This is a genomic window from Rhizorhapis sp. (assembly GCF_035276005.1).
GTDB lineage: Bacteria > Pseudomonadota > Alphaproteobacteria > Sphingomonadales > Sphingomonadaceae > Rhizorhapis.
The window spans coordinates 33841-54860 of the sequence record NZ_DATEMB010000011.1 but is presented as its reverse complement, the minus strand read 5'-3'; the positions used below and the strand labels follow the sequence as shown (position 1 = coordinate 54860).

The 21020-nt window shown below is 62.2% G+C and carries 12 protein-coding genes; 6 read left to right on the top strand and 6 right to left on the bottom strand.

Features of this window, described 5'->3' with window-relative positions; all coding sequences use genetic code 11:
- Positions 1–182 precede the first annotated feature (182 nt).
- From VJS46_RS03670 to VJS46_RS03645, 6 genes are all read left to right on the top strand, one after another.
- The gene (locus tag VJS46_RS03670) at positions 183–1916 is read left to right on the top strand and encodes a ShlB/FhaC/HecB family hemolysin secretion/activation protein (protein ID WP_324057990.1); all 1734 of its coding nucleotides are present in this window, start codon (positions 183–185) and stop codon (positions 1914–1916) included.
- Positions 1916–6172 carry a hypothetical protein gene (locus tag VJS46_RS03665; protein WP_324057989.1) on the top strand — a complete coding sequence of 1419 codons (4257 nt, stop codon included), beginning with the start codon at positions 1916–1918 and terminating at the stop codon, positions 6170–6172. The genes VJS46_RS03670 and VJS46_RS03665 overlap by 1 nt, the downstream gene beginning before the upstream one ends.
- Positions 6173–6332: 160 nt before the next feature.
- Positions 6333–7694, top strand: a complete 1362-nt coding sequence (locus VJS46_RS03660) for a multiheme c-type cytochrome (protein WP_324057988.1) — start codon at positions 6333–6335, stop codon at positions 7692–7694.
- A complete protein-coding gene (locus VJS46_RS03655; protein ID WP_324057987.1) occupies positions 7694–9661 on the top strand; it encodes a heme-binding protein in 1968 nt (655 codons plus the stop codon). The genes VJS46_RS03660 and VJS46_RS03655 overlap by 1 nt, the downstream gene beginning before the upstream one ends.
- Positions 9661–11610: a hypothetical protein gene (locus tag VJS46_RS03650; RefSeq protein ID WP_324057986.1), complete on the top strand. Its 1950-nt coding sequence runs from the start codon at positions 9661–9663 to the stop codon at positions 11608–11610. The genes VJS46_RS03655 and VJS46_RS03650 overlap by 1 nt, the downstream gene beginning before the upstream one ends.
- A gap of 113 nt (positions 11611–11723) precedes the next feature.
- Positions 11724–15686 carry a hypothetical protein gene (locus tag VJS46_RS03645; RefSeq protein WP_324057985.1) on the top strand — a complete coding sequence of 1321 codons (3963 nt, stop codon included), beginning with the start codon at positions 11724–11726 and terminating at the stop codon, positions 15684–15686.
- A 38-nt stretch (positions 15687–15724) separates the two neighbouring features.
- Here the strand turns inward: VJS46_RS03645 and VJS46_RS03640 are convergent, their stop codons facing one another.
- From VJS46_RS03640 to pabB, 6 genes are all read right to left on the bottom strand, one after another.
- Positions 15725–16186, bottom strand: coding sequence for a DUF192 domain-containing protein (locus VJS46_RS03640; protein ID WP_324057984.1), 462 nt, complete (start codon positions 16184–16186; stop codon positions 15725–15727).
- Between the two features lie 170 nt (positions 16187–16356).
- Complete coding sequence (locus tag VJS46_RS03635) at positions 16357–17154, bottom strand: DUF72 domain-containing protein (protein ID WP_324057983.1); 798 nt, start codon at positions 17152–17154, stop codon at positions 16357–16359.
- Between the two features lie 2 nt (positions 17155–17156).
- Positions 17157–17504: a GFA family protein gene (locus VJS46_RS03630; RefSeq protein ID WP_324057982.1), complete on the bottom strand. Its 348-nt coding sequence runs from the start codon at positions 17502–17504 to the stop codon at positions 17157–17159.
- Between the two features lie 177 nt (positions 17505–17681).
- Positions 17682–18884 carry a pyridoxal phosphate-dependent aminotransferase gene (locus tag VJS46_RS03625; protein WP_324057981.1) on the bottom strand — a complete coding sequence of 401 codons (1203 nt, stop codon included), beginning with the start codon at positions 18882–18884 and terminating at the stop codon, positions 17682–17684.
- A 65-nt stretch (positions 18885–18949) separates the two neighbouring features.
- Positions 18950–19582 (bottom strand): aminotransferase class IV, encoded by a 633-nt coding sequence (locus tag VJS46_RS03620; protein ID WP_324057980.1) that lies wholly within the window; start codon positions 19580–19582, stop codon positions 18950–18952.
- A 32-nt stretch (positions 19583–19614) separates the two neighbouring features.
- A complete protein-coding gene (pabB, locus tag VJS46_RS03615) occupies positions 19615–20772 on the bottom strand; it encodes an aminodeoxychorismate synthase component I (RefSeq protein ID WP_324057979.1) in 1158 nt (385 codons plus the stop codon).
- Between the last annotated feature and the right edge of the window lie 248 nt (positions 20773–21020).

Genomic DNA, 21020 nt, shown 5'->3' with positions numbered 1-21020 from the left:
CTCCTTGCTTGCACCAGAGGGGCATCGCTGATAGCAGGCGGGAAATAGAAAAGACCGTACGGAAGCGGTAACTCCAAAGTCGAAAACTGATTGCAAAGATCAATTATCATCCTCCTTTCGCGGGAGGATTCGGGGGCATAGGTCCGGCCGCAAAAATGCGGCGGGCAACAAGGGGACGGAAGATGGGCTTTGGCCGGGCGTTGGCATTTGTTCTGATGGGCTCAGCGCTGCTGCCCGCCAATCTTATGGCGCAGACAACCGGTGCGCCGACCCGTGAAGAAATCGAACGCGGCCGTGCTCCCGTCACTGAACCGCAGCGCCCCACGCGGCTCACGGTGGAGGGCGATGTGGAGCGCGCGCCCTGCCCCCTCGCGGACCCGCAATATGCCAATCTGACCGTTTCGATTTCCGCCGTTCAATTCGAAGGACTGCAGGGCCTCTCGCCCGAGTTGCTCCGCCCCGCCTGGGAAGGCCATGTTGGCCGTGACATGCCCATCGCCGAGCTATGCGAGATCCGGGACAATGCGGCGACGATCTTGCGCCGCGAAGGCTATCTGGCTGCCGTTCAGGTTCCCCCGCAGCGGATCGAAAAGGGCGGCACGGTCCGTTTCGACGTGCTGCTTGCAAAGCTCGTCGCTGTTCAGGTGCGGGGCGATGCGGGGCGGAGCGAGGAACTGATCGCGGCCCATCTGGAAGCGATCAAGGACCGGCCGCTCTTCAACATATATGAGGCGGAGCGTCATTTGCTGCTTGCCGGGGATCTTCCCGGCTATGATGTGCGGCTGACCCTGCGTCCCGCCAATGCCGCGCCGGGCGAAGTCATCGGCGAGGTTCGCGTCACCCGCCAGCAATTCCAGGTCGATGCCAATATTCAGAATTACGGATCACGGGACACCGGCCGCTGGGGCGGGCTGGCGCGGGTGCAGATCAATGATCTGACCGGGCTTGGCGACATGACGACGCTCAGCCTGTTCAACACCGCCGAAATTTCGGAGCAGACGGTGCTACAAGCCGGCCACAGCTTCGCCATCGGCCATGACGGCCTGCGCTTGGCAGGCGACTTCACCTATGCCTGGACCCGGCCAGACATCGGCATCGACCTTGATTCGGCCACATTGATCGCGAGCCTTGCCGCCAGCTATCCCCTGATCCGCAGGCAGTCGCAGAATTTGCTCGGCACGGTCGGTTTCGAGCTGGTCGATCAGAAAGTGGATTTCGGTGCGGTGACGCTGAGCGAGGACAAGCTGCGCGTCCTCTATGCCCGTGTCGACTATGACATGATCGACCGCGCCAGTCTGGGCAGCACGATCGGCTATAGCGGCGCCGAACCGCGCTGGCGCTTGGGCGGATCGGTGGAAGCACGCCATGGCCTCTCCATTTTCGGCGCCAGCAATAGCGGCGACCGCATCAGCAAGCTGGAGGCAGACCCCACGGCGCTGGTCTTGAGGGCGGCGGCATATGGCGAATTCCGTCCAATACCCAAGATCACCTTCAGCCTTTCGCCCCGCTTCCAGTACAGTTCCGACCCGCTGCTCAGCTATGAGGAGATGTCGGCGGGCAATTACAGCTTCGGGCGCGGCTATGATCCCGGCACGATCATTGGCGACAGTGGCGTCGGCTTTCAAGCGGAGGTCCACTATGGCAGCATCATGCCGAAGGGCGCGAACGCGATTGCGGTGCAGCCTTTCCTGTTTTTCGACGGCGGCTGGCTCTGGAATGAAGACAGCGCCTTTGTGGGCCTTGACCCGCAGAAGCTTTTTTCGGCGGGCGCCGGCATTCGGGGGGCCTGGGGCAATCACGCTCGGGTGGACCTGACCCTCGCCGTTCCGATGGAGCGCGCGGGTTTCCTCAACCGAAGGGGCGACCCCCGGCTGCTGCTGTCCCTGACCACCAAGCTTGTTCCGTGGAGGCAGTGATGATGAAGTCCAGCATTCACAACGCCCCTCGCCTCAAAACACCGCTGCTTCAGGGATGCGCCCTTATTGCCATCGTGCTCGCCGCGGCGGCGCAGGTCCCGCAGGCCGGAGCAAGCGGTTTCCAGGGCACCGGCGCTGTCGTCTCCGGCTCCGGCTCGGCCTCCATCGTCCAGGGCGCGACCAGCGATACCATTACGGTGGATACGAGCGAGGTGGTCATCGACTGGACACCAACCGATACCGGCGGCACCGGCACCATCGATTTCCTGCCGACAACCAATTCGGTCCTTTATGTGGACAATTCTTCTGCCGGGCTTTCGGGCTATACCGTATTGAACCGTATCCTGCCGGTCGACGGCAGCGGCAATCCCGTGACAAGCCGCCCGGTCGCCTTCAACGGAACTGTGACGACGCAGCTTGGCGCCAATAATTTCCCTGTCGGCAATGTGTGGTTCTATTCGCCCGGCGGCATCATCGCAGGACCGACGGCCGTTTTCGACGTCGGCTCACTTGTCCTGACCAGCAGCGACATCGACGACACAGCTGGTTTTGGCTCCAGCGGGAGCATCAATTTCACCGGGACGCCCAACAGCTCTTCGCACGTCACCATCCAGCCTGGCGCGCAGATCAATGTCAGTGCGCCGGGAAGCTATGTCGCCCTCGTCGCCCCCTCGATACAGCAATTCGGTACGGTCAACGTCAACGGCTCTGTCGCCTATGTGGGTGCGGAGGCAGCGACGATCACGATCAATAGCGGCCTTTTCGACATCGCCATCACCACCGGCACCGACGACGCCAATGGTGTGGTCCATACTGGCACGACCAACCTGACGCCCGACGCCGGGCCGCAGCGCGCCTTCCTTGCGGCTGTGCCGAAGAACAGCGCACTTACCATGCTTCTTTCGGGGGATTTCGGCTATACTCCCGCAGCGGTCGCCGCGACGCAGGACAGTGCGGTCATATTGTCCGCCGGGCACGACATCCTCTCTGGGCAGTCGCTGGGCACGCCCAATAGCAGCACCAGCGCAGCAGCCAATATTTCCATCGGTAATGTGAGCGACACCGGCTTCGTTTCTGCCGTAGATGGTCGTGCAACAGGGTCGATCACGATCAATCCGGTGCCTTCGGGAACCGTCACCTTCAATCAGAACGCGAACTTCAAGGCGGCAACGTCGATCACCGTCGGCGCCGACAATGGCGAAACCATTGATGCCGATGCCAACCTGTCGCTCGATGCAGGGCTTGGCGCCATCGGCGGAATCGCGGCCCTCTATGCCGATGGTTCGGGCCAGGTCACCGTCGGCGGCGCCTTGACGGTCGGCGCCAGCGCTGTGGGCCTCGACAATTTCACCGCCGGAGGAACCGGCGGCAGCGCAACCGGCGGCACCGCTGAAATCCGCACCAATGGCGGCAGCATCTCGGCGGGAAACATAGAGCTGTTCTCGACCGCGAGGGCGGGCCTTGGCGGTCTCAGCTCAGGAACCGCGAGCGGCGGCACGGTTCGCATCGCCATGACCGGCGGCAGCATCACCACCAGCGACATCCAAATGGATGTGTCGGCAGGGCAGCAATTCTCGACCTCCATCACCTCTCTCAACGGCGGCAACGCCACAGGCGGAAATGCTGAGATCAGCGTCAATGGCGGCACCCTCAGCTCAGGTACAATGTTCATCAACGCTGAGGCCAGCGGCGGCGATGCCGATACCAGCGGCACTTCCGGAAACGCCACGGGGGGCACGGTCAATATCGCGGTAAGCGGACTGGGCCAGTTCGCTCTCACCGGCTGCGCGAACGGAACTTGCGATATCTCCGCCAATGCAAGGGGCGGCCAGGGCTTTGTCGGCGGAAGAGGCATCGGCGGCACGATCACGATGACGGCCCAGGACGGAATATTCGCATCGGACGGCGACTTGTTCCTATCGGCCGATGGCTTTGGCGGGTATGAGATGACCGGCGGCATGGCGGGTGATGGGACCGGCGGCACGGTCCTGCTTCAGCTATTGCCGGGCACCGCCAACAGCGCCGCGATGACCTTCGGCAATCTCGACGTCCACGCCGATGGCTATGGCTTGCCCATTCCCGGCGATTATTTCGGCAGTGGCAATGGCGGCACCGGCAGGGGCGGCTCTGTCCGTGCCGATGTGCTGGGTGGTCTGCTGAGTGCACAATCGATCATGCTTGGCGCGGTCGGTCTGGGCGGAGAGGGCGGGGAAAGCACCGGCGCCACCGCCTTTACCGCAGGCGACGGGTTTGGCGGGACGGCCACCTTCAACGTCAATGGCGGATTTGCGGATGTCACGGGCATGCTCGCCCTTTCGACACTGGGCACCGGCGGCTTCGCAAGATCGCCGAGCAGCCCCGGCAACCTCATGGCCGCTGGCGGAAATGGCACAGGCGGAACGTCGCAACTGATGGTAGCCAGCGGCACGCTGAATGCGGGAGACATTTTCGTCCACGCCTATGGCCTTGGCGGGGACACGGATCAGGTGTCAGACAGCGATGCGACATCGGGAGGCAATGGATTTGGCGGCACAGCGGCTGTTGCCCTGAATGCCGGCGCCAGCGTCACTGCAACTTCCCTGGAAATTCTCGCCAGTGGCGAAGGCGGCGCCGGCGGCGACAGCTTCGGCTTTGGCAATGCGGGGTCCGGCGGCGACGGCACGGGCGGTTCAGCGGCGTTCGACGCGCAGGGTGCGAGCTATGACTTCCCCACCTTGTCCCTGGAAGCGCAGGGCATTGGCGGCGCGGCAGGCGCGGCAGGCAGCGGCCTCGCCGGGACGGTTGGCAACGGGACTGGCGGCACTACGCGGTTCAGCAACGGCGGCACGGCCGCTCCCACAGGTGCGCGCAGCGTGGGAAATCTGAGCTTCAACGTCAGCGGCACAGGCACCACCATTCGTTCCGGCCGCATGGAAGTCAGCGACACGGCCGGTTCCGGGGGCGGATTGGCCATTTCCGGCAGTTTGACCGGCACAGGCTTTGGACCCGCCGCCAACGCTTCATCCGGTTTTTATTACACCAGCCTTGGCGACGTGAAGGTCACGACTGTTACGGCTCCGGTCATTGACATCAATGCCATGGGCGCCGTTACGGTCGACGGACTGCTTAGCGGCACCAACATCGCCATTGCCTCAAACGATCTCATTATCGGATCGGGAGGGCAGATCGGTTCCCGGTCAGGCACAGTGACGCTGGAACTGACGAACAATGACGACAGCCGCCGGACCTATATCGGCGGGACCGGCAATAGCAGCGGTTACAGCTTGTCAGCAGCCGAAATCCTGCAACTATTCTCGAACCTGATCAGCATAACCGGTCCGCAACTTGCCTCTCAAAGCACCGCCTCCGTGGGGTCTTCCAGAGCCCCGGACGTGATCGTCGACAGCTTCACGTTAGGTGCGGGCAGCGGCGGCAATCTCGGCCCCAGCGGCATCCTGTCAATCTCCACTCCGGGCAAGTTGCGGGTCATTGGCGCTGTCACGCTTAACGATTTCAATGCCGGGAACCTGTTCGACATCAGTGCGGGCGACGCACTTGAAGTCATAGCTGGTCAAGGCAGTGTCGACATGCGCAATGCCAATGGCGCGCTTACCGGAACGCTGCGGCTGGCCTCGGATGATGTGATCGTCGCAACAGCCGCCGCCATAGCCGATGTAGCAGGAGCCGCCGGTATCGGAGCCATTAATCAGCGGCTTTCCCTGAATGACGGGATAATCCTGGATGAAGGGGCGTTGAGGGCCGGCACGATCAGCTTTGACGTGGTAAACGGTCTTTATGTGCAGAATCTCGGCGCATCGGATGCGGTATCCGACAGACGTGGCTTTACCGCCAACACCTTGGACATCACCACGGCCAGCGACACGGCACGTATCGCCATCAATGGCCGTCTGGTGGGAGGGGGCAGCTTCATAACAGGCGCGGATGTGATCCCGCTGGCCACGACGGACGGGAGTTACGATCCTCGCTCAACGATTAACGGCTGTTTTATCGCCAATCCATCGCTTTGCGGGCCCGTCACCTTTGTCGACGACGGCCTTAGCCCACCGCCTCATGACGAGATCCTGGAACCCCTGGAGGCGGGCGAAAGCGGCACCGGGTCGGACCTTTTCCCGACCATGGTGGTGGAATTGAAGGACTTCGAACCCTTCGGTTATCCACCGCTGATCGATGAGCCCGTAACGGGCGCCGGCAATGACGATCTGTGGATGCCGGCCTGCGAAACCGGCGGCGAGGCGGCGGGCTGCGCGGAACCCTGACAGGTTTGACCTTAGGGAAAGGCCAAAAGGCTTGAAAGCAATGGCTTGGCCCGGCAATAGGCACTCACAAGGGGCCGATAAGCACAACGCAGCGGTCAGGGGGGATCAACGAACAATGCCATGGGGAAGAGACACAGCCAAGCATCGCACCTTATGGGCGGTGGCTGTCATTCTCCTCGTCCTGGCGGGTTTCATCCTGTTCTCCGGGGCTTCTCCCACCACCGCGCCGGTTGATGCGGCGACTTCAGGCGACAGGAATATTCATCTGGGCGTCGCCTCCTGCGCGGGGACGACCTGCCATGGCCGCATGGAAGCCGACGGCAGGATTGTGCGCCAGGATGAACTGATGCGCTGGCAGGAGCCGTCCACCCCGGGCGGCGCGCATAGCCGGGCCTTTGCGGTGCTTTCCAACATGCGCAGCCGCCAGATCGCCCGCAATCTCGGCATCGGAAACGCAAGCACGTCCCCCCTGTGCCTTGGCTGCCATGCCGATCCCGCGCCCGCCGGAAAGCGAGGCGCCCGGTTCCAGCTCTCCGACGGCGTCGGCTGCGAAAGCTGCCATGGCGGGGCTTCCGAATGGATTTCCAGCCATTATGCGGTGGGCACAACCCATGCAGCCAATATCGCAAAAGGCATGATCCCGCTGGATGATCCCCGCGCGCGGGCTTCGGTCTGTCTCGACTGCCATTTTGGCAGCGCCAATGGCGGGCAGTTCGTCACGCACCGCATCATGGCGGCGGGGCATCCGCGGATCAGCTTTGAACTCGATCTCTTTTCCACGCTGCAGCAGCATCATAATGAGGATGGCGATTATGCCCGGAGAAAGGGGCGGACGAACAATGTGAAGCTCTGGGCAGTCGGGCAGAGCATGGCGCTCCAGCGCTCACTAGCGCTCTATACCGACCATGACACGGGCAATGACGGGGTCTTTCCTGAATTCTACTTCTTCGATTGCCACAGTTGCCACCGGCGCATCTATGACAGCGATGAGGCGGTGCGGACGTTCGAGAGCAATCCGGCGCGGTCCATTCCGGGCGGAATGCCGCCCTATAATGACGAGAACATGATCATGCTTTCGGCCGCGGCAAAGATAGCCGCCCCGGCACTGGCCGCCCGTTTCGATGCCGACAGCCAGGCTTTCCATGCAGCCCTGGCGAAGGACCGCGCGGCGGCTGTCGGCGCCGCCAGCAAGCTGCGGCAATCGGCGGCCGCACTGACCGATGCCTTTGGGTCTGCCGCCTTCGGCCGGGATCGGACATTCGCCATTATCGACACGCTTGCCGGAAGCGCCGTTGCGCCGCGTTTTACCGACTATGAGGGCTCGGTGCAGGCAGTGATGGCGGTGGACACGCTGCTCAATGCGCTCGTCAGTTCCGGCGAAGTGACGGTGGGCGCAGCGGCGAGCATCCGGGCCAATATCAACCGCGCCTATGCGGCGGTGAAGGACCCCAATGGCTATCGTCCCGGCGAGTTCAGGGCAGCGCTGGGCAGCGCGGCGGCAAGCATAAGGGCGCTGCGCTGATGGGGTGCCTGGCCTTAAATCGCTTTTGCGCGAATGGCGGGAAAAGGTGGCTCACCACTTTCCTCACGGGAGCCGCCTTCCTCCTCTCCTCCTGCGGCGGAGGCGGCTCGGATAGCGGCGGAACGTCCGCGCCGACACCCGCACCTACGCCTTCCCAGCTTTACACCGCGCCTGCGCAGGAGGCGCTATCAGTCGCCAATGTGGAGCAGATTATCGCTAATGCCGCCGCCGAAGCGAGTGCGCGGAATCTGCCAGCCGTCATCGCAGTGACCGACCGGGTCGGCAATGTGCTCGCCGTTTTCCGCATGCCCGGAGCGCGGGCGAATGCCACCACCAGCGCCGCGCCCAACGGCGCCAATATGGACGCGCAGAATGCCAGCTTTCCCGCCGAAGCAGGCGCAATCGCCAAGGCGATCACGGGGGCATATCTGTCGAGCGGCGGCAATGCCTTTTCCACTCGCACGGCCAGCATGATCGTGCAGGAGCATTTCCCGCCCGCACCGGGAACGGCGGGATTGGAAAGCGGCCCCCTTTTCGGAGTGCAGTTCAGTCAGCTTCCCTGCTCCGACCTTGCCGCGCGCCATGTATCGGCGGGCACAGGCGCATTGATTGGTCCCAAGCGCTCTCCGCTGGGGCTCGCTGGCGATCCGGGTGGGTTCCCCCTCTATAAAAATGGCGTGCTGGTAGGCGGCATCGGCGTGATGGCCGATGGTGATTATGGTGTCGACAGCGATATCACGGATACCGACAGCGATCCGGAAGAATTTATAGCGCTTGCCGGAACGCTTGGCTTTGCAGCGCCCGAAAGCATCCGCGCCAACCGCATTACCGTCGATGGAACGGCGCTCCGTTACGCGGATGCCAGCTATTCGGCGCTCCTGACCAGCGGCAATGCCAGCTACGCCGCAACCTCAGGATCGCTGGTGGCGGTGACCGGCTATTATGGCACCCCTACCCCAGCAGTGATCGCAGGCACCCCTTATGGCAGCGAGGCGTCCGGCATCCGCGCGTCGACCTCCGCCGAGTTCAGCAACCGCGACGCCTTTGTCCTGACTGACGGCTCGGGCGCCAACCGCTATCCCATCCGCGCCGGGACCGATGCCGTTGCCCAGCCCCTCTCCGCCGCCGAAGTCCGCGCGCTGCTGGAGGAAGCCTTCTCCACCATGAGCCGCGCCCGCGCCCAGATCCGTCAGCCGCTCGACAGCCGCGCGCAAGTGAGCATCTCGGTAGTGGACACCAACGGCGCGGTGTTGGGTATCGTCCGCTCGCCCGACGCACCAATCTTCGGCACAGACGTTTCGCTGCAAAAGGCGCGCACGGCGGCTTTCTTCTCCGGTCCCAACGCCGCGAGCGACCTCCAGGCCAATCCGAGCAGCGACGTAGGGAATTTTATTCAGGCGATGCGCACGTTTCTTGATGACCAGACGGCGCTCAATGGCAATACCGCCTTTGCTGATCGCTCCATCGGCAATCTGGCCCGCCCATATTTCCCTGATGGTGAAGTGGGTCAGCCCAACGGGCCGCTGTCGCGCCCCATCGCACAGTTCAACCCCTTCTCCACCGGCCTCCAGTCGGCACTCATCGCCGGCAATCTGGTCGAGCATCTGAATTTCGTGGTTGGTGCGAGTGCCACAGACACGCCGCAAGCCTGCACCGCAACACCTGGGACTAACCGGCTTGCCAACGGCATTCAGATATTTCCCGGCTCAGTGCCTATCTATCGGGGCAATGTGCTGGTCGGTGCGATTGGCGTTTCGGGCGACGGCATTGATCAGGACGACATGATCAGCTTCCTTGGCGCCCACAATGCCGGAGCGCGGTTAGGAGGCATCGGCAACGCGCCCAAAGAGATCAGGGCGGATCAGATCGTGGTGGATGTGGGGGCAGGGGTACGGCTGCGCTATGTGAGCTGCCCCTTTGCGCCCTTCCTCGACAGCACGCAGCAGAATGTGTGTGACGGTCTGTGATGTTGGGCGTCTCGCTTCTGGCACTGGCGGCTCACGAAATCCTCCCCGGCACGGGGAGGGGAACCGCGTCGCATGGCGGCGTGGTGGAGGATATCCCCTTCATAGGCGCTGCGCCAGGACGATTTCCCACTCCACCATGCTTCGCATGGTCCCCCTCCCCATCCCGGGAAGGCTTCAAAGCATCCTTCGCCCCTGACGAACAAACCCAAGCTCCATCGACTGCCGACGAAGCCCTGATAGAAGGCCGCAAACGCCCCGGCCATCAGCGCACCCTGCCGGAGCGGGTCACTCAGGACAATGAAGACGCAGTCCGCCCGCCGCCGCCCGAGGCCTTTCCGACCGACCAGTTCCCCATCCCCGACCGCTGGCGGCTCATCGAATCCCTTGGCGTGGTGAAGGAACGCTGGTTCGATCCCTATCACCAGAACACCCTGAAAGGCGACCGCCCCATCGACCGCGCCAAGGTCCCCTGGCTCCCCATCAAGGGCGACGACTGGTTCTTCGTCGTGAACGCAGTCAGCGACACGGTGATAGAGCCGCGTACCTTCCCCATTCCAGTCGGCGTGCAAACGACTGAGCGGCCCGGCAGTCTTGACGTATTCGGCAAGGATGCGAGCTATGTCCTGTCGCAAACCTTCATCGGCGGCGTGGCTCTCATCAAGGGCTCAACCGCCTTCAAGCCGCCGGAAATCGAATATCGCCTGACGCTGGCCTACAACATCAATCATGTGAATGTGCCCGAACGGCGCGTACTGTCCGTCAAGCCGTCGCGGCCGAGCCACCGAACCGACCATTTTCTGGGCGTGCAGGAAGCCTTTGTGGATTATCACCTGCGCAACAGCTCCGACCGTTATGATTTTGAATCCATCCGCGCCGGTATCCAGCCTTTCCAGAGCGATTTCCGCGGCTTCTTGTTCAATGATCAGCAACTCGGGATTCGCTTCTTCGGCAACCGTGACAATAACCGCTTTCAGTTCAACCTTGCGGCCTTTTGGCGGTTGGAGAAGGACACCAATAGCGGCCTCAACAGCGTTGTCCAAAGCCCTCGCGATGATTTCATCTTCCTCGCCAATCTTTACCGGCAGGACCTTCCCTTTCCCGGCCTTACCAGCCAGCTAACGGCGGTCTACAACCGCAATCGGGAGGGGAATGACATCGAAGTCGATGATAATGGGTTCCCGGTGCGCCCGGCGCTCTTGGGCGACTTGCGCGGGCGGGACTATGACGTCCTTTATCTCGGCTATAACGCTGATGGGCGCATCGGCCGCCTGAACCTCACCGCGTCCCTTTATGGCGCTTTGGGCGAGGACCGGAACAGCTTCTTCACCAGCGAGCAAGCAAAGATCCGCGCCTTTTTCGCCGCTGCGGAACTCAGTTATGATCATGACTGGATGCGCTTCCGTGCCTCCGGTCTCTATGCCAGCGGCGATGGCGATCCATATGACAATCACGAAAACGGCTATGATGCCATTTTCGAAAACCCGATCTTCGCCGGCGCGGATACCAGCTACTGGATCCGCCAAACCATCCCCTTTGCGGGGGGTGGGCGAGCCGTCAGCGTCAACGGCCGCAACGGAATCCTGAACAGCCTGCGTTCCTCCAAGGAACAGGGGCAGAGCAATTTCAACAATCCCGGCACCATGCTGCTTGGTGCCGGCGCGGACTTCGACCTGACGCCCACTTTGCGGCTGTCAGGAAACGCCAATCATCTCTGGTTCGAGAACACGGCAGTGCTCCAAGCGCTGCGCAATGAGGGCAGCATTCCGGGCGACATCGGCTGGGACCTCAGCGCCGCCGCGATCTGGCGTCCTAAAGCGACGCAGAATCTGGTCTTCCGCCTGTCTGCAGCGACGCTAGTCGCGGGCGACGGCTTCAAAGACCTTTTCGACAACAGCGCGGGAAAGGATGCCTATTATTCCATTCTCGCCAATGCCATCGTGAGCTTCTGATGGGCTGGGCGCGCCTTTTCTCTTTCTCGTCATCCCCGCGAAGGCGGGGATCCAACGCGCCGCAATATCCAGCGTTGAGACAAGAGGATAGATGGATTCCTGCTTTCGCGGGAATGACGAAGGGGTGGATTTTCCTCGCCCTCTTCCTCCTCATCCCTCTCACCGCCACCCTGGCCAGCGACGAGGAAAAGCCGGTCCAGCGCAGCTACGCCGTCGCCCCGCCCGCGCCGATGAGCCAGACGGACGAGGAGGTCGCCGCCAAATCCTCCGGCTGCTATAGCTGCCATGTCGAAACCGACCAGCCGAGCATGCACGCCACGCCCGCCGTGAAACTGGGCTGCGTCGATTGCCATGGCGGCGACGCCACTGTCCGGGGCAATGCCGATCTGCCCCATGACGACCCCGCCTATATTGCGGCCCGCAACAAGGCGCATGTGCTGCCGATGTACCCGGAAAGCTGGCACTTCCCCTCCTCGGCCAATCCCAAGCGCAGCTATGCCCTGCTCAACAAGGAAGCACCGCAATTCGTCCGTTTCGTCAATCCCAGCGACTATCGCGTCGCCCGCGAAGCCTGCGGCGCCTGCCATATCGAGGTGATCGAGGCCGCAGAGCGTTCGCTGATGGCGTCAGGCGCGATGCTCTGGGGCGGTGCGGCTTATAATAACGGCATAGTTCCCTTCAAGAACTACATCTTCGGCGAAGCCTATACCAAGGACGGTGAGCCAGCGAAGATCGTCTCTCCCGGCACGCCTCCGGGCACGGTGACGGAAGAACAGAAGAAGCGCGGAGCACTCGCCGAGCTTTATCCCCTCCCCACCTGGCAAGTGATCCCGCCCGGCGACATCTTCCGCGTGTTCGAACGCGGCGGGCGCAACATCAACACCCAGTTCCCGGAAATCGGCCTCCCCAATCCCACTGGCTCAATCCAGCGGCTGGAAGAGCCGGGGCGGCCGGACCTCAAGCAGTCCAATCGCGGTCCAGGCACGGGCCTGCGCGTCGCGATTCCGGTGCTCAATATCCATAAGACCCGTCTCAACGACCCATTCACCTGGTTCATGGGCACCAATGACCAGCCCGGCGACTACCGCCATTCCGGCTGCGCCTCTTGCCACGTCATCTATGCCAATGACCGGGAGCCGAGGCATAGCCTCACTTACGCCCCATATGGGCGGGATGGTCAGTCCCTCACTGCCGATCCGACGATCAAGGACAAGATGGAGGGCGGACACGATGACGGTCATGGCGGCGGCCATGGGGCTCTCAAGAAGCCGGGCATGAAGGAAAAGGGGCACCCGCTGCGCCACGCCTTCACGCGCGCCATTCCGACCGCGCAGTGCATGAACTGTCACATGCACCAGCCCAATATCTTCCTGAACAGCTATCTCGGCTACACCATGTGGGACTATGAGTCCGACGCGCCTTTCATGTGGCCGGAACGCCAGAAATATCCGACCGCCGAGGAAGTGCACAAGGTTCTGGAACGCAACCCGGAGGGGGCGGCGCCGCGCGGAAAATGGGCTGACCTTGATTTCCTGCGCAATGTCTATGACCTCAATCCCAAGCTCAAGGATACGCAGTTCGCCGACTATCACGGGCACGGCTGGAACTTCCGGGGCATTTTCAAGCGCGACCGCGAAGGCAATCTGCTCGATGCCGACGGCAAGATTGTCGCCAATGACGATCCCGAAAAATGGCGCAAGGCAGGCGAAGGCAAGTTCGTCCCCCCCGGTGTCAATCCGGGAAAGACGGTCCACATGATGGACATCCACGCCGAAAAGGGCCTGCAATGCGCCGACTGCCATTTCGCACAGGACAGCCATGGCAATGGCCTCATCTATGGCGAGGTCGCCAATGCGGTGGAGATAGGCTGCAAGGACTGCCATGGCACAGCCGACGCTTATCCGACGCTGCTGACGTCCGGTCCTGCGGCGCGGCCGCAGGGCAATAATCTAGCCCTGCTCCGCAATGCCGATGGCAAGCGGCGCTTCGAGTGGATCTATGACAGCGCGGGCAACCGCAAGCTCATCCAGCGGTCCATTGTCGACCCGCACCTCGAATGGGAAGTGAGCCTCGTCAAGGACAGCGTTACGCGCGGCAATCCCCATTTCAATGCGAAGGCCGCCCGGGCGAAGCTGATGAGCAGGTCAGGCGCGGAGGACGGGACCTATGCCTTCGGTCCGGGCGTCGCAAAAGCCGACCGCGCCCATAATGACGAGGAAATGGCCTGCTTCACCTGTCATCTCTCATGGACTACGAGCTGCGGCGGCTGCCATCTTCCCATCGAAGCCAATTGGAAGTCGAAGACGCACCATTATGATGGCGAGGAAACGCGCAATTTCGCCACTTATAACCCGCAGGTGGCGCGTGAGGACATGTTCCAGCTCGGCCGTCACATGACCACCAAGGGCAATCAGATCGCGCCGGTCCGCTCCACCTCGGCGCTGGTGCTGTCCTCAACCAACATCAACCGGGAGCGGATCTATATCCAGCAGCCGCCCATTAGCGGCATTGGCTTCTCCAGCCAGGCCTTTGCGCCGCATTTCCCGCATACGGTGCGCAAGACCGAGACCAAACAGTGCAGCGACTGCCATCTGTCGGCGGCGAATGACAACAACGCCATCATGGCGCAGCTCCTGCTGCTCGGAACCAATTATGTGAATTTCGTCGGTCTCCATGCCTGGACGGGACTTGAGGCCGGCTTCGAAGCGGTGCGCGTCACCGAATGGGACGAACCGCAGGCGGTGATCGGCTCCTATCTCCAGAAATATGCCTATCCCGATTATTGGAAGCTGCATGTCGAGCAGAACAAGCGCGAGCTCAAAAACTGGGTGCGCGGCAAAAGGTTCGACAAGAAGCTGTCGGGCGAAACCCAACCGCTCGAGGAATTCGCCAATATCACGCAGGGCACCAGGGGCCGTGTCGGCTGCCTGCAACTGCGCGGCGAATATATGTTCGTAGCCGAAGGCAAGGGTGGCTTCCGTGTCTATGACGTGGCGTCGGTCGGCAACAAGGGCTTTTCCGAACGGATCGTCTCAGCGCCCTTCTCCGCGCTCGGCCATGACACGAGAGTGAAGACAAAGAACGCCACCTGCATGGCGCTCGCCACCAACCAGCCCATTAACCCGCTGCGCAACACACCAGAGCTGCGGAAGATCAATCAGGAACAGCCCTTCCATCCCATCTACAATTACGCTTTCATCACCGACAGCGAGGAGGGGCTGGTCCTTGTCGACATCAACACCATGGCCGATGGGGAATTCCGCAATAACTTCCTGAAACGCGCCCTCACCTGGAACGGAGGCGGCGTGCTGAAGGGCGCGCGGCACATCACGCTTGCCGGGCATTATGCCTATATCACAGCGGACAAGGGGCTGGTCGTTATCGATCTCGACAATCCGCTGAAACCCCGGCTCGCCGCTGTCCGTCCGCTCGCAGACGCCCGCGCCTCTGCCATCCAGTTCCGCTATCTCTGGGTAACGGACCGGGAAGGGGTGAAGCTGTTCGACGTGACCAAGCTCAGCGATCCGGTCGCTGTTCCTTCCGGCACTATCCCGCTCGCCAATGCCCAGCGCCTTTATGTGGCGCGGACCTATGCTTATGTGGCGGCGAAGCAGGATGGACTGGTCATCGTCAACGTCACCAATCCGGAGGTCCCGCGCCTCTATGCCAAGGAAAGCTTTGGCGGCCGGATGAACGATGTCGAGGATGTGATCGTCGCGAGCACCAATGCCTCCCTCTTCGCCTATGTCGCCGATGGCCGGAATGGCCTCAAGGTCGTGCAACTCACCAGTCCCGGCAGCCAACCCAATTTCTATGGCTTTTCCCCCGCACCAAAGCCGGAACTGATCGCCTGGGCGAAAACGCCGAGCGCCGCTTTGTCGCTTTCCAAGGGCCTGGACCGTGACCGGGCGGTGGACGAGACCGGCGGGCAGATGGCGGTGTTCGGGCGGCTGGGTTCGCGGCCCTTCACGAGAGCCGAGATGGAACGGCTGTTCCTCAATTCACGCGGCATTCCCTACAAGGTCAGGGATGAGGTGGACATGAGCGCCTGGCGGCCACCCCTGCTGCTGCCGTAGCGTCCGCCCGAGCTCAACCCGAACCGGTTGGCAAATTTCTATCTCCACCGCACCACATCATCTTCCTTGATCCCGAGTTCCGCAGCGCGGCCACCCGCAATTTCCAGAACGGCGCTGTTGATCTGGCCGGATGAGACCGGGACCAGTGAATAGGGCTCGGTATTGGCCGCGATATGGGCGATGGTGCCGTCCGGGCGGATGAAGATCATGTCGAGCGGGATGACCGTATTCTTCATCCAGAAACTCGCCACCTGGGGCGGGTCGAAGGGGAAAAGCATCCCCACGTCGGCTGGCAATTCCTTGCGGAACATCAGCCCCTTTGCCTGCTCCTCCGGTGTGCGGGCGACCTCCACCTTAAAGCGGTGGACCTTGGCCCCCGACCGGATGGTGAGGGGGATGCTCCGCGCGCTTTCCGTACCCTTCCCCGCTTCCTTTTCGACCGGCTTGGTTGCGCTGCAGGCAGCGAGGGCAAGGACGGCGAAAGTGAGAAACGGGCGCATGCCGCCTTCTCCGCCAGGGGCGGGTCTGTGTCAACGCCGGTTCGGTCTGGCTGTCTTGGGTCGGTCATTGAGGAAAAACTGAAGCGGGGTCCCTGCCCGCGCAGGGACGACGGAAATAAGGTCAAATGAAGTTCACCTAAACGGCAAAACGGCCATGATCCCGCCATCCCTCAAAGCCGTTGCAGCAATTCCATCGCCGCTGCCGGAGCGCGGACCTTGGCTCCGTTGATCATGAATATGAAGACATCCCGGTTCCGCTTTTCGGCCGGCTCTGCTGCGGCATATTCCAGATCCTGTGGGCTGTCTCCAGCGGCCCATTGCCCGGCAAGCTTCGCCCAGCCATCGAGTTCTTCAGGCGAATAGCCAGTGGGTTCCTCCTCCCGTGCGTCCTGCAGCCGGGCATAGACGAAATCGCCGGTAATATCGGCGATCTGCGGATATTTGGGCGTGTCGGCGAAGACGGTGGCGACACCGGCCTTTCGCACCAGATGGATGAAGCCAGCGTCGCGAAAGCTTTCGTGCCGCACTTCGACCGCGTGACGGAGCCGCACCCCGTCCTGCTTTTCCGGCAGCAACTTCAGGAAAGCACCGAAATCGTCTGGATCAAAGGCCTTGGTAGGCATGAATTGCCACAATATCGGCCCTAGCTTATCGCCAAGTTCAGTGAGGCCCTGGCCGACGAATTTTGTCACCGCCTCCCCCGCCTCGGCCAACACGCGGCGGTTGGTGCAGACGCGGGAAGCCTTCACTGTAAAGACAAAACCCTCCGGCGCGGCTTTGGCCCAGGCCGCGAAGCTTTCGGGCTTTTGCAGCCGGTAATAGGTACCGTTGATTTCGATCGAACTCAGCTTCGAGGCTGCAAATTCCAGCTCTTTCGCGTGCGGCAACCCCTTGGGATAGAAGGTGCCCCGCCATGGTTCAAAGGTCCAGCCGCCAATCCCTGCCCGGATCATGCCCGCCTTTGCCATGATCAGAAGCTCCGGCCATCGACTTCCTTGATCTTCAATGCCGACAGATCCTGATCCTCGGCGCAGCGCAGGTTGACGGCCACGGTCGGAGAACCATCGGGCATTTTGCCATCGGCATAGACCTGAACTCCACAGGTAGGGCAGAAGCGGTGCTGGATGACATGTTTGTTGAAGCTGTATGTCGAAACCTTGTCGGCACCCGATTCGATCTGCACCTGATCCGCCGGGAAGAAAGCCAGCAAGAAGCCCTTTCTGAAACAGTGCGAGCAGTTGCAGGACATGGCTTCGGCCGGCATCGCCGGAATGGTGAGGCGGACGTCGCCGCAGTGACAGCTTGCTGTTACGGTCATGATCTTTCTCTCCCAATGCGTTCGCACCCGAAAGGCCAGATTAACCTGTTGCAATGCCAGCGTCATCCCCAGCGCGACCAAATCACCGAAGGCACGTTCTTGCCTCTCCACGTGTCCACGAGAGCGGGCAAGGCGAATCCCCGCTTTCGCGGGGATGACGATGGAGAGAATTCTGCCTTATTTCAATGCAGCGCAAGCTTCCTGGATGAGCGTGCACGCCTTTTTCAGCACCTCTTCCGATGTCGCATAGCTGATGCGGAACGCAGGAGCGAGGCCGAAGGCTTCGCCATGGACGGCTGCAACGCGATAGTCATCGAGGAAATAGTTGATGAGATCCTCGTCGGTCGCGATCTTCACGCCCTTTGGCGTCGTCTTGCCGATGACGCCGCTGGCGTCGGGGTATACGTAGAAGGCGCCCTCCGGCAGCGGACAGGCAAGGCCCGGCGCGTCGTTCAGCATGGCGACCACCATGTCGCGGCGGCGCTTGAAGGCAACATTGCGCTCCTCAAGAAAGTCCTGCGGGCCGTTGAGCGCCGCAACCGCCGCGGCCTGGCTGATCGAGCAGGGGTTGGAGGTGGACTGGGATTGCAGCGCGCTCATCGCCTTGATGAGCCAGGCCGGACCGCCTGCATAGCCGATGCGCCAGCCGGTCATGGCATAAGCCTTTGAGCAGCCATTGACCGTCAGCGTGCGATCATAAAGATCCGGGCACACCTGCGCGATCGTGGCGAAGGGGGTCTCGGCGTACCAGACATGTTCATACATGTCGTCGGTCAGCACATAGACATGGGGATGCCGGAGCAGCACTTCGCCCAATGCCTTCAACTCTGCCGCGCTATAGGCAGCGCCCGTCGGGTTGGAAGGCGAGTTCAGCAGCACCCATTTGGTCTTGGGCGTGATCGCCGCATCAAGCTGTTCGGGCGTGATCTTGTAGTTCTGCGCCGCGCCCGCCGCCACGAACACAGGCGTACCGCCCGCGAAGTTCACAATGTCCGGATAGCTCACCCAATAAGGCGCCGGGATCACCACCTCGTCACCGAAATCGATAGTGGCGACCAGCGCGTTGAACAGGGTGTGCTTGCCGCCGCTGTTCACGCTCACCTGCGCCAGTGCGTAATCAAGGCCGTTGTCGCGGCGGAACTTGGCGGCAATCGCTTCCTTGAGCTCGGCCGTGCCGTCGACGGTCGTATATTTGGTCTGCCCGGCGCGGATGGCGGCGATGGCGGCGTCCTTCACGAAATCGGGCGTATCGAAATCGGGCTCGCCTGCCGAAAGGCCAATGACGTCAATGCCGGCGCGTTTCAGCTCATTGACCCGGCCGGTCATGGCGAGGGTGGCGCTGGGCTGGATGCGGCCAAGGGCGGCTGACGTCTGTGACATTTAGGCTTTCCTATCTGCTCTGAAAGGCGTCCGCGAGTCTGCGGACCGGCCGCTCAATAGACAGGTCAGGCGGCAGGTTCAACCAGAGTTGCGGCGACCAGACCGCGTGCTGCATTGCCGATGAAGAAACCATTTTCCAGATCTGGCATGCGCAGGTCCGCTTCGACCGCTTCGCCCATATCGATCAGACTTTGGCGCAAGACGCCGGGCAGCAGGCCGCGAGCAAGCGGCGGGGTCAGCAACTTGTCATCCTGTTCGACGAACAAGGAGGAAAAGCAGCCTTCGGTCAAATATCCGTCCTGATCGAAAAGCAACACCTCAAAAGTACCGCCCCGGCGCAGGCAATTGCTATAGAAATCGCGGTCCGTCGTCTTGTGCCGCAAGCGGAAATCCTCCGCCGGAACGGGACGCGCCACGGCGGAGACCCTCATCACGGCTTCCGGCCAGCTTTCATGCGGGCGGATTTCGATGGCCATTGCCCCCCGCCGCGACAGCAGCAGGCGGACGCGGCTAAGCTGGCGCAGCCGGAAGGTCGCAGCCTGAAGCTCGTTGCGGGCGGCGTGGCGGTTAAAGGCGAATCCAAGTGCATCTGCGCTCCGCATCATCCGCTCCAGATGATATTCAAGCAGCCGCACACCTTCGATGGGATCGAACGCCATCGTTTCCACCAAATCGAACCGGCCTTCTTCAGACGCCACTGACGCTTCCTGGTCTTTCCCTGCGTCCGGGGTCATCCCCCCAGAAATTTTCCCTTTTCCAGGCATTCATCCCATTCCGCCTGCAAGACGGAGTCTGCGACAATACCAGAGCCAAGGCCGAAACGCCCCGTGCTGCTTCCTTCATCGACCGAAATAGTACGAATGGCAACATTGAAGGACGCATTTCCGTCAGGAGAGATGCACCCCAGGGACCCGGTATAGGCTCCGCGTTCGCGCGCCTCCACCTCATGGATGATCTCCATTGCCCGGACCTTCGGCGCCCCGGTGATCGATCCGCAGGGGAAGATCGCGCGCAGCACATCCACCGGACCAAGACCAGAACGGAGCCTGGCGGTCACGGTTGAGGTCATCTGGTGGACGGTGGGATAAGTTTCGACCTCGAACAGCTTGGGCACCGCGACGCTACCTGGCGCGGCAACGCGAGAAAGATCGTTGCGCAGCAGGTCGACGATCATGAGATTTTCGGCCCGCTGCTTCGGATCAGCGCGGAGGGCGGCCATAGCGGCCGCGTCGGCGGCGCGTTCCTTGTGGCGAGGGGCGGTGCCCTTCATCGGGCGCGCGGTGAGCAGGCCGCCTTCCAGCGTGAAGAACAGCTCGGGCGAAAAGGAGAGCAGCCATTTGTCGCCGGTGAAGAGCACGCCTCCATGGCCTGCTCCGGCTCGGTCGCGGAGCGCCGCGTAGAGGGCGAGCGGGTCGCTCGGGACCGGGACAGCGCAGGGGAAGGTGAGGTTTGCCTGATAAATGTCGCCCGCTTCTATATAGGACTGGATGCGGGCGAAGGCGGCGGCATAATCCTGCCGTGTCACCATCGGGGCCGCCTTGCCGAGCGGACCTATTGGTGCGGGGAGAAGGCCCGGAACATCAGTAGGAGCGATCGGGGTGAAGCCGCGGAAAAGGCCGAACCACAATAATGGCGCTTTGCTTGCAATCGCGGCCGCTAGCGGGGCCAGCCGCTGTTCCAGCGCATGACCCGCTTCATAGGCGAGATAGCCCGCCATATGCAGCCCCTGGTGCTGGGCGGCTGCAAGACGTTCCAACGCCGGTTGAACCTCGCCTGCCGTATAAGCGGCGATCAAATCAACGGGATCCCGGTAGAGCCGCGCCCCGGCCGCGCCCGGAGCGCGGGCGTCATCAAGCAGGACGAAAGGCGCTGGACGGGAGGGAAGCATCGCGCCGCCTTACAGGGCGAGTGTTGCCTGGTCCAGCGGAGTCAATGATCACAATCGTCCGGATTGTGGCTTCTTCGCCGCCCCTGCGACGGCAGGCGCGGCGGGGTGCCATATCGATCGAAAGCTCTATTCCGGGCGCGCCAAATGAAGCTTTTCCGCGCCAGGGCGCCCTTGACACTCCGGCCCGACTCACCTAAAGGCCGCCAATCCCGGCACATTAGTCGCGCGGCAGCGCATTCCAGCGCTCG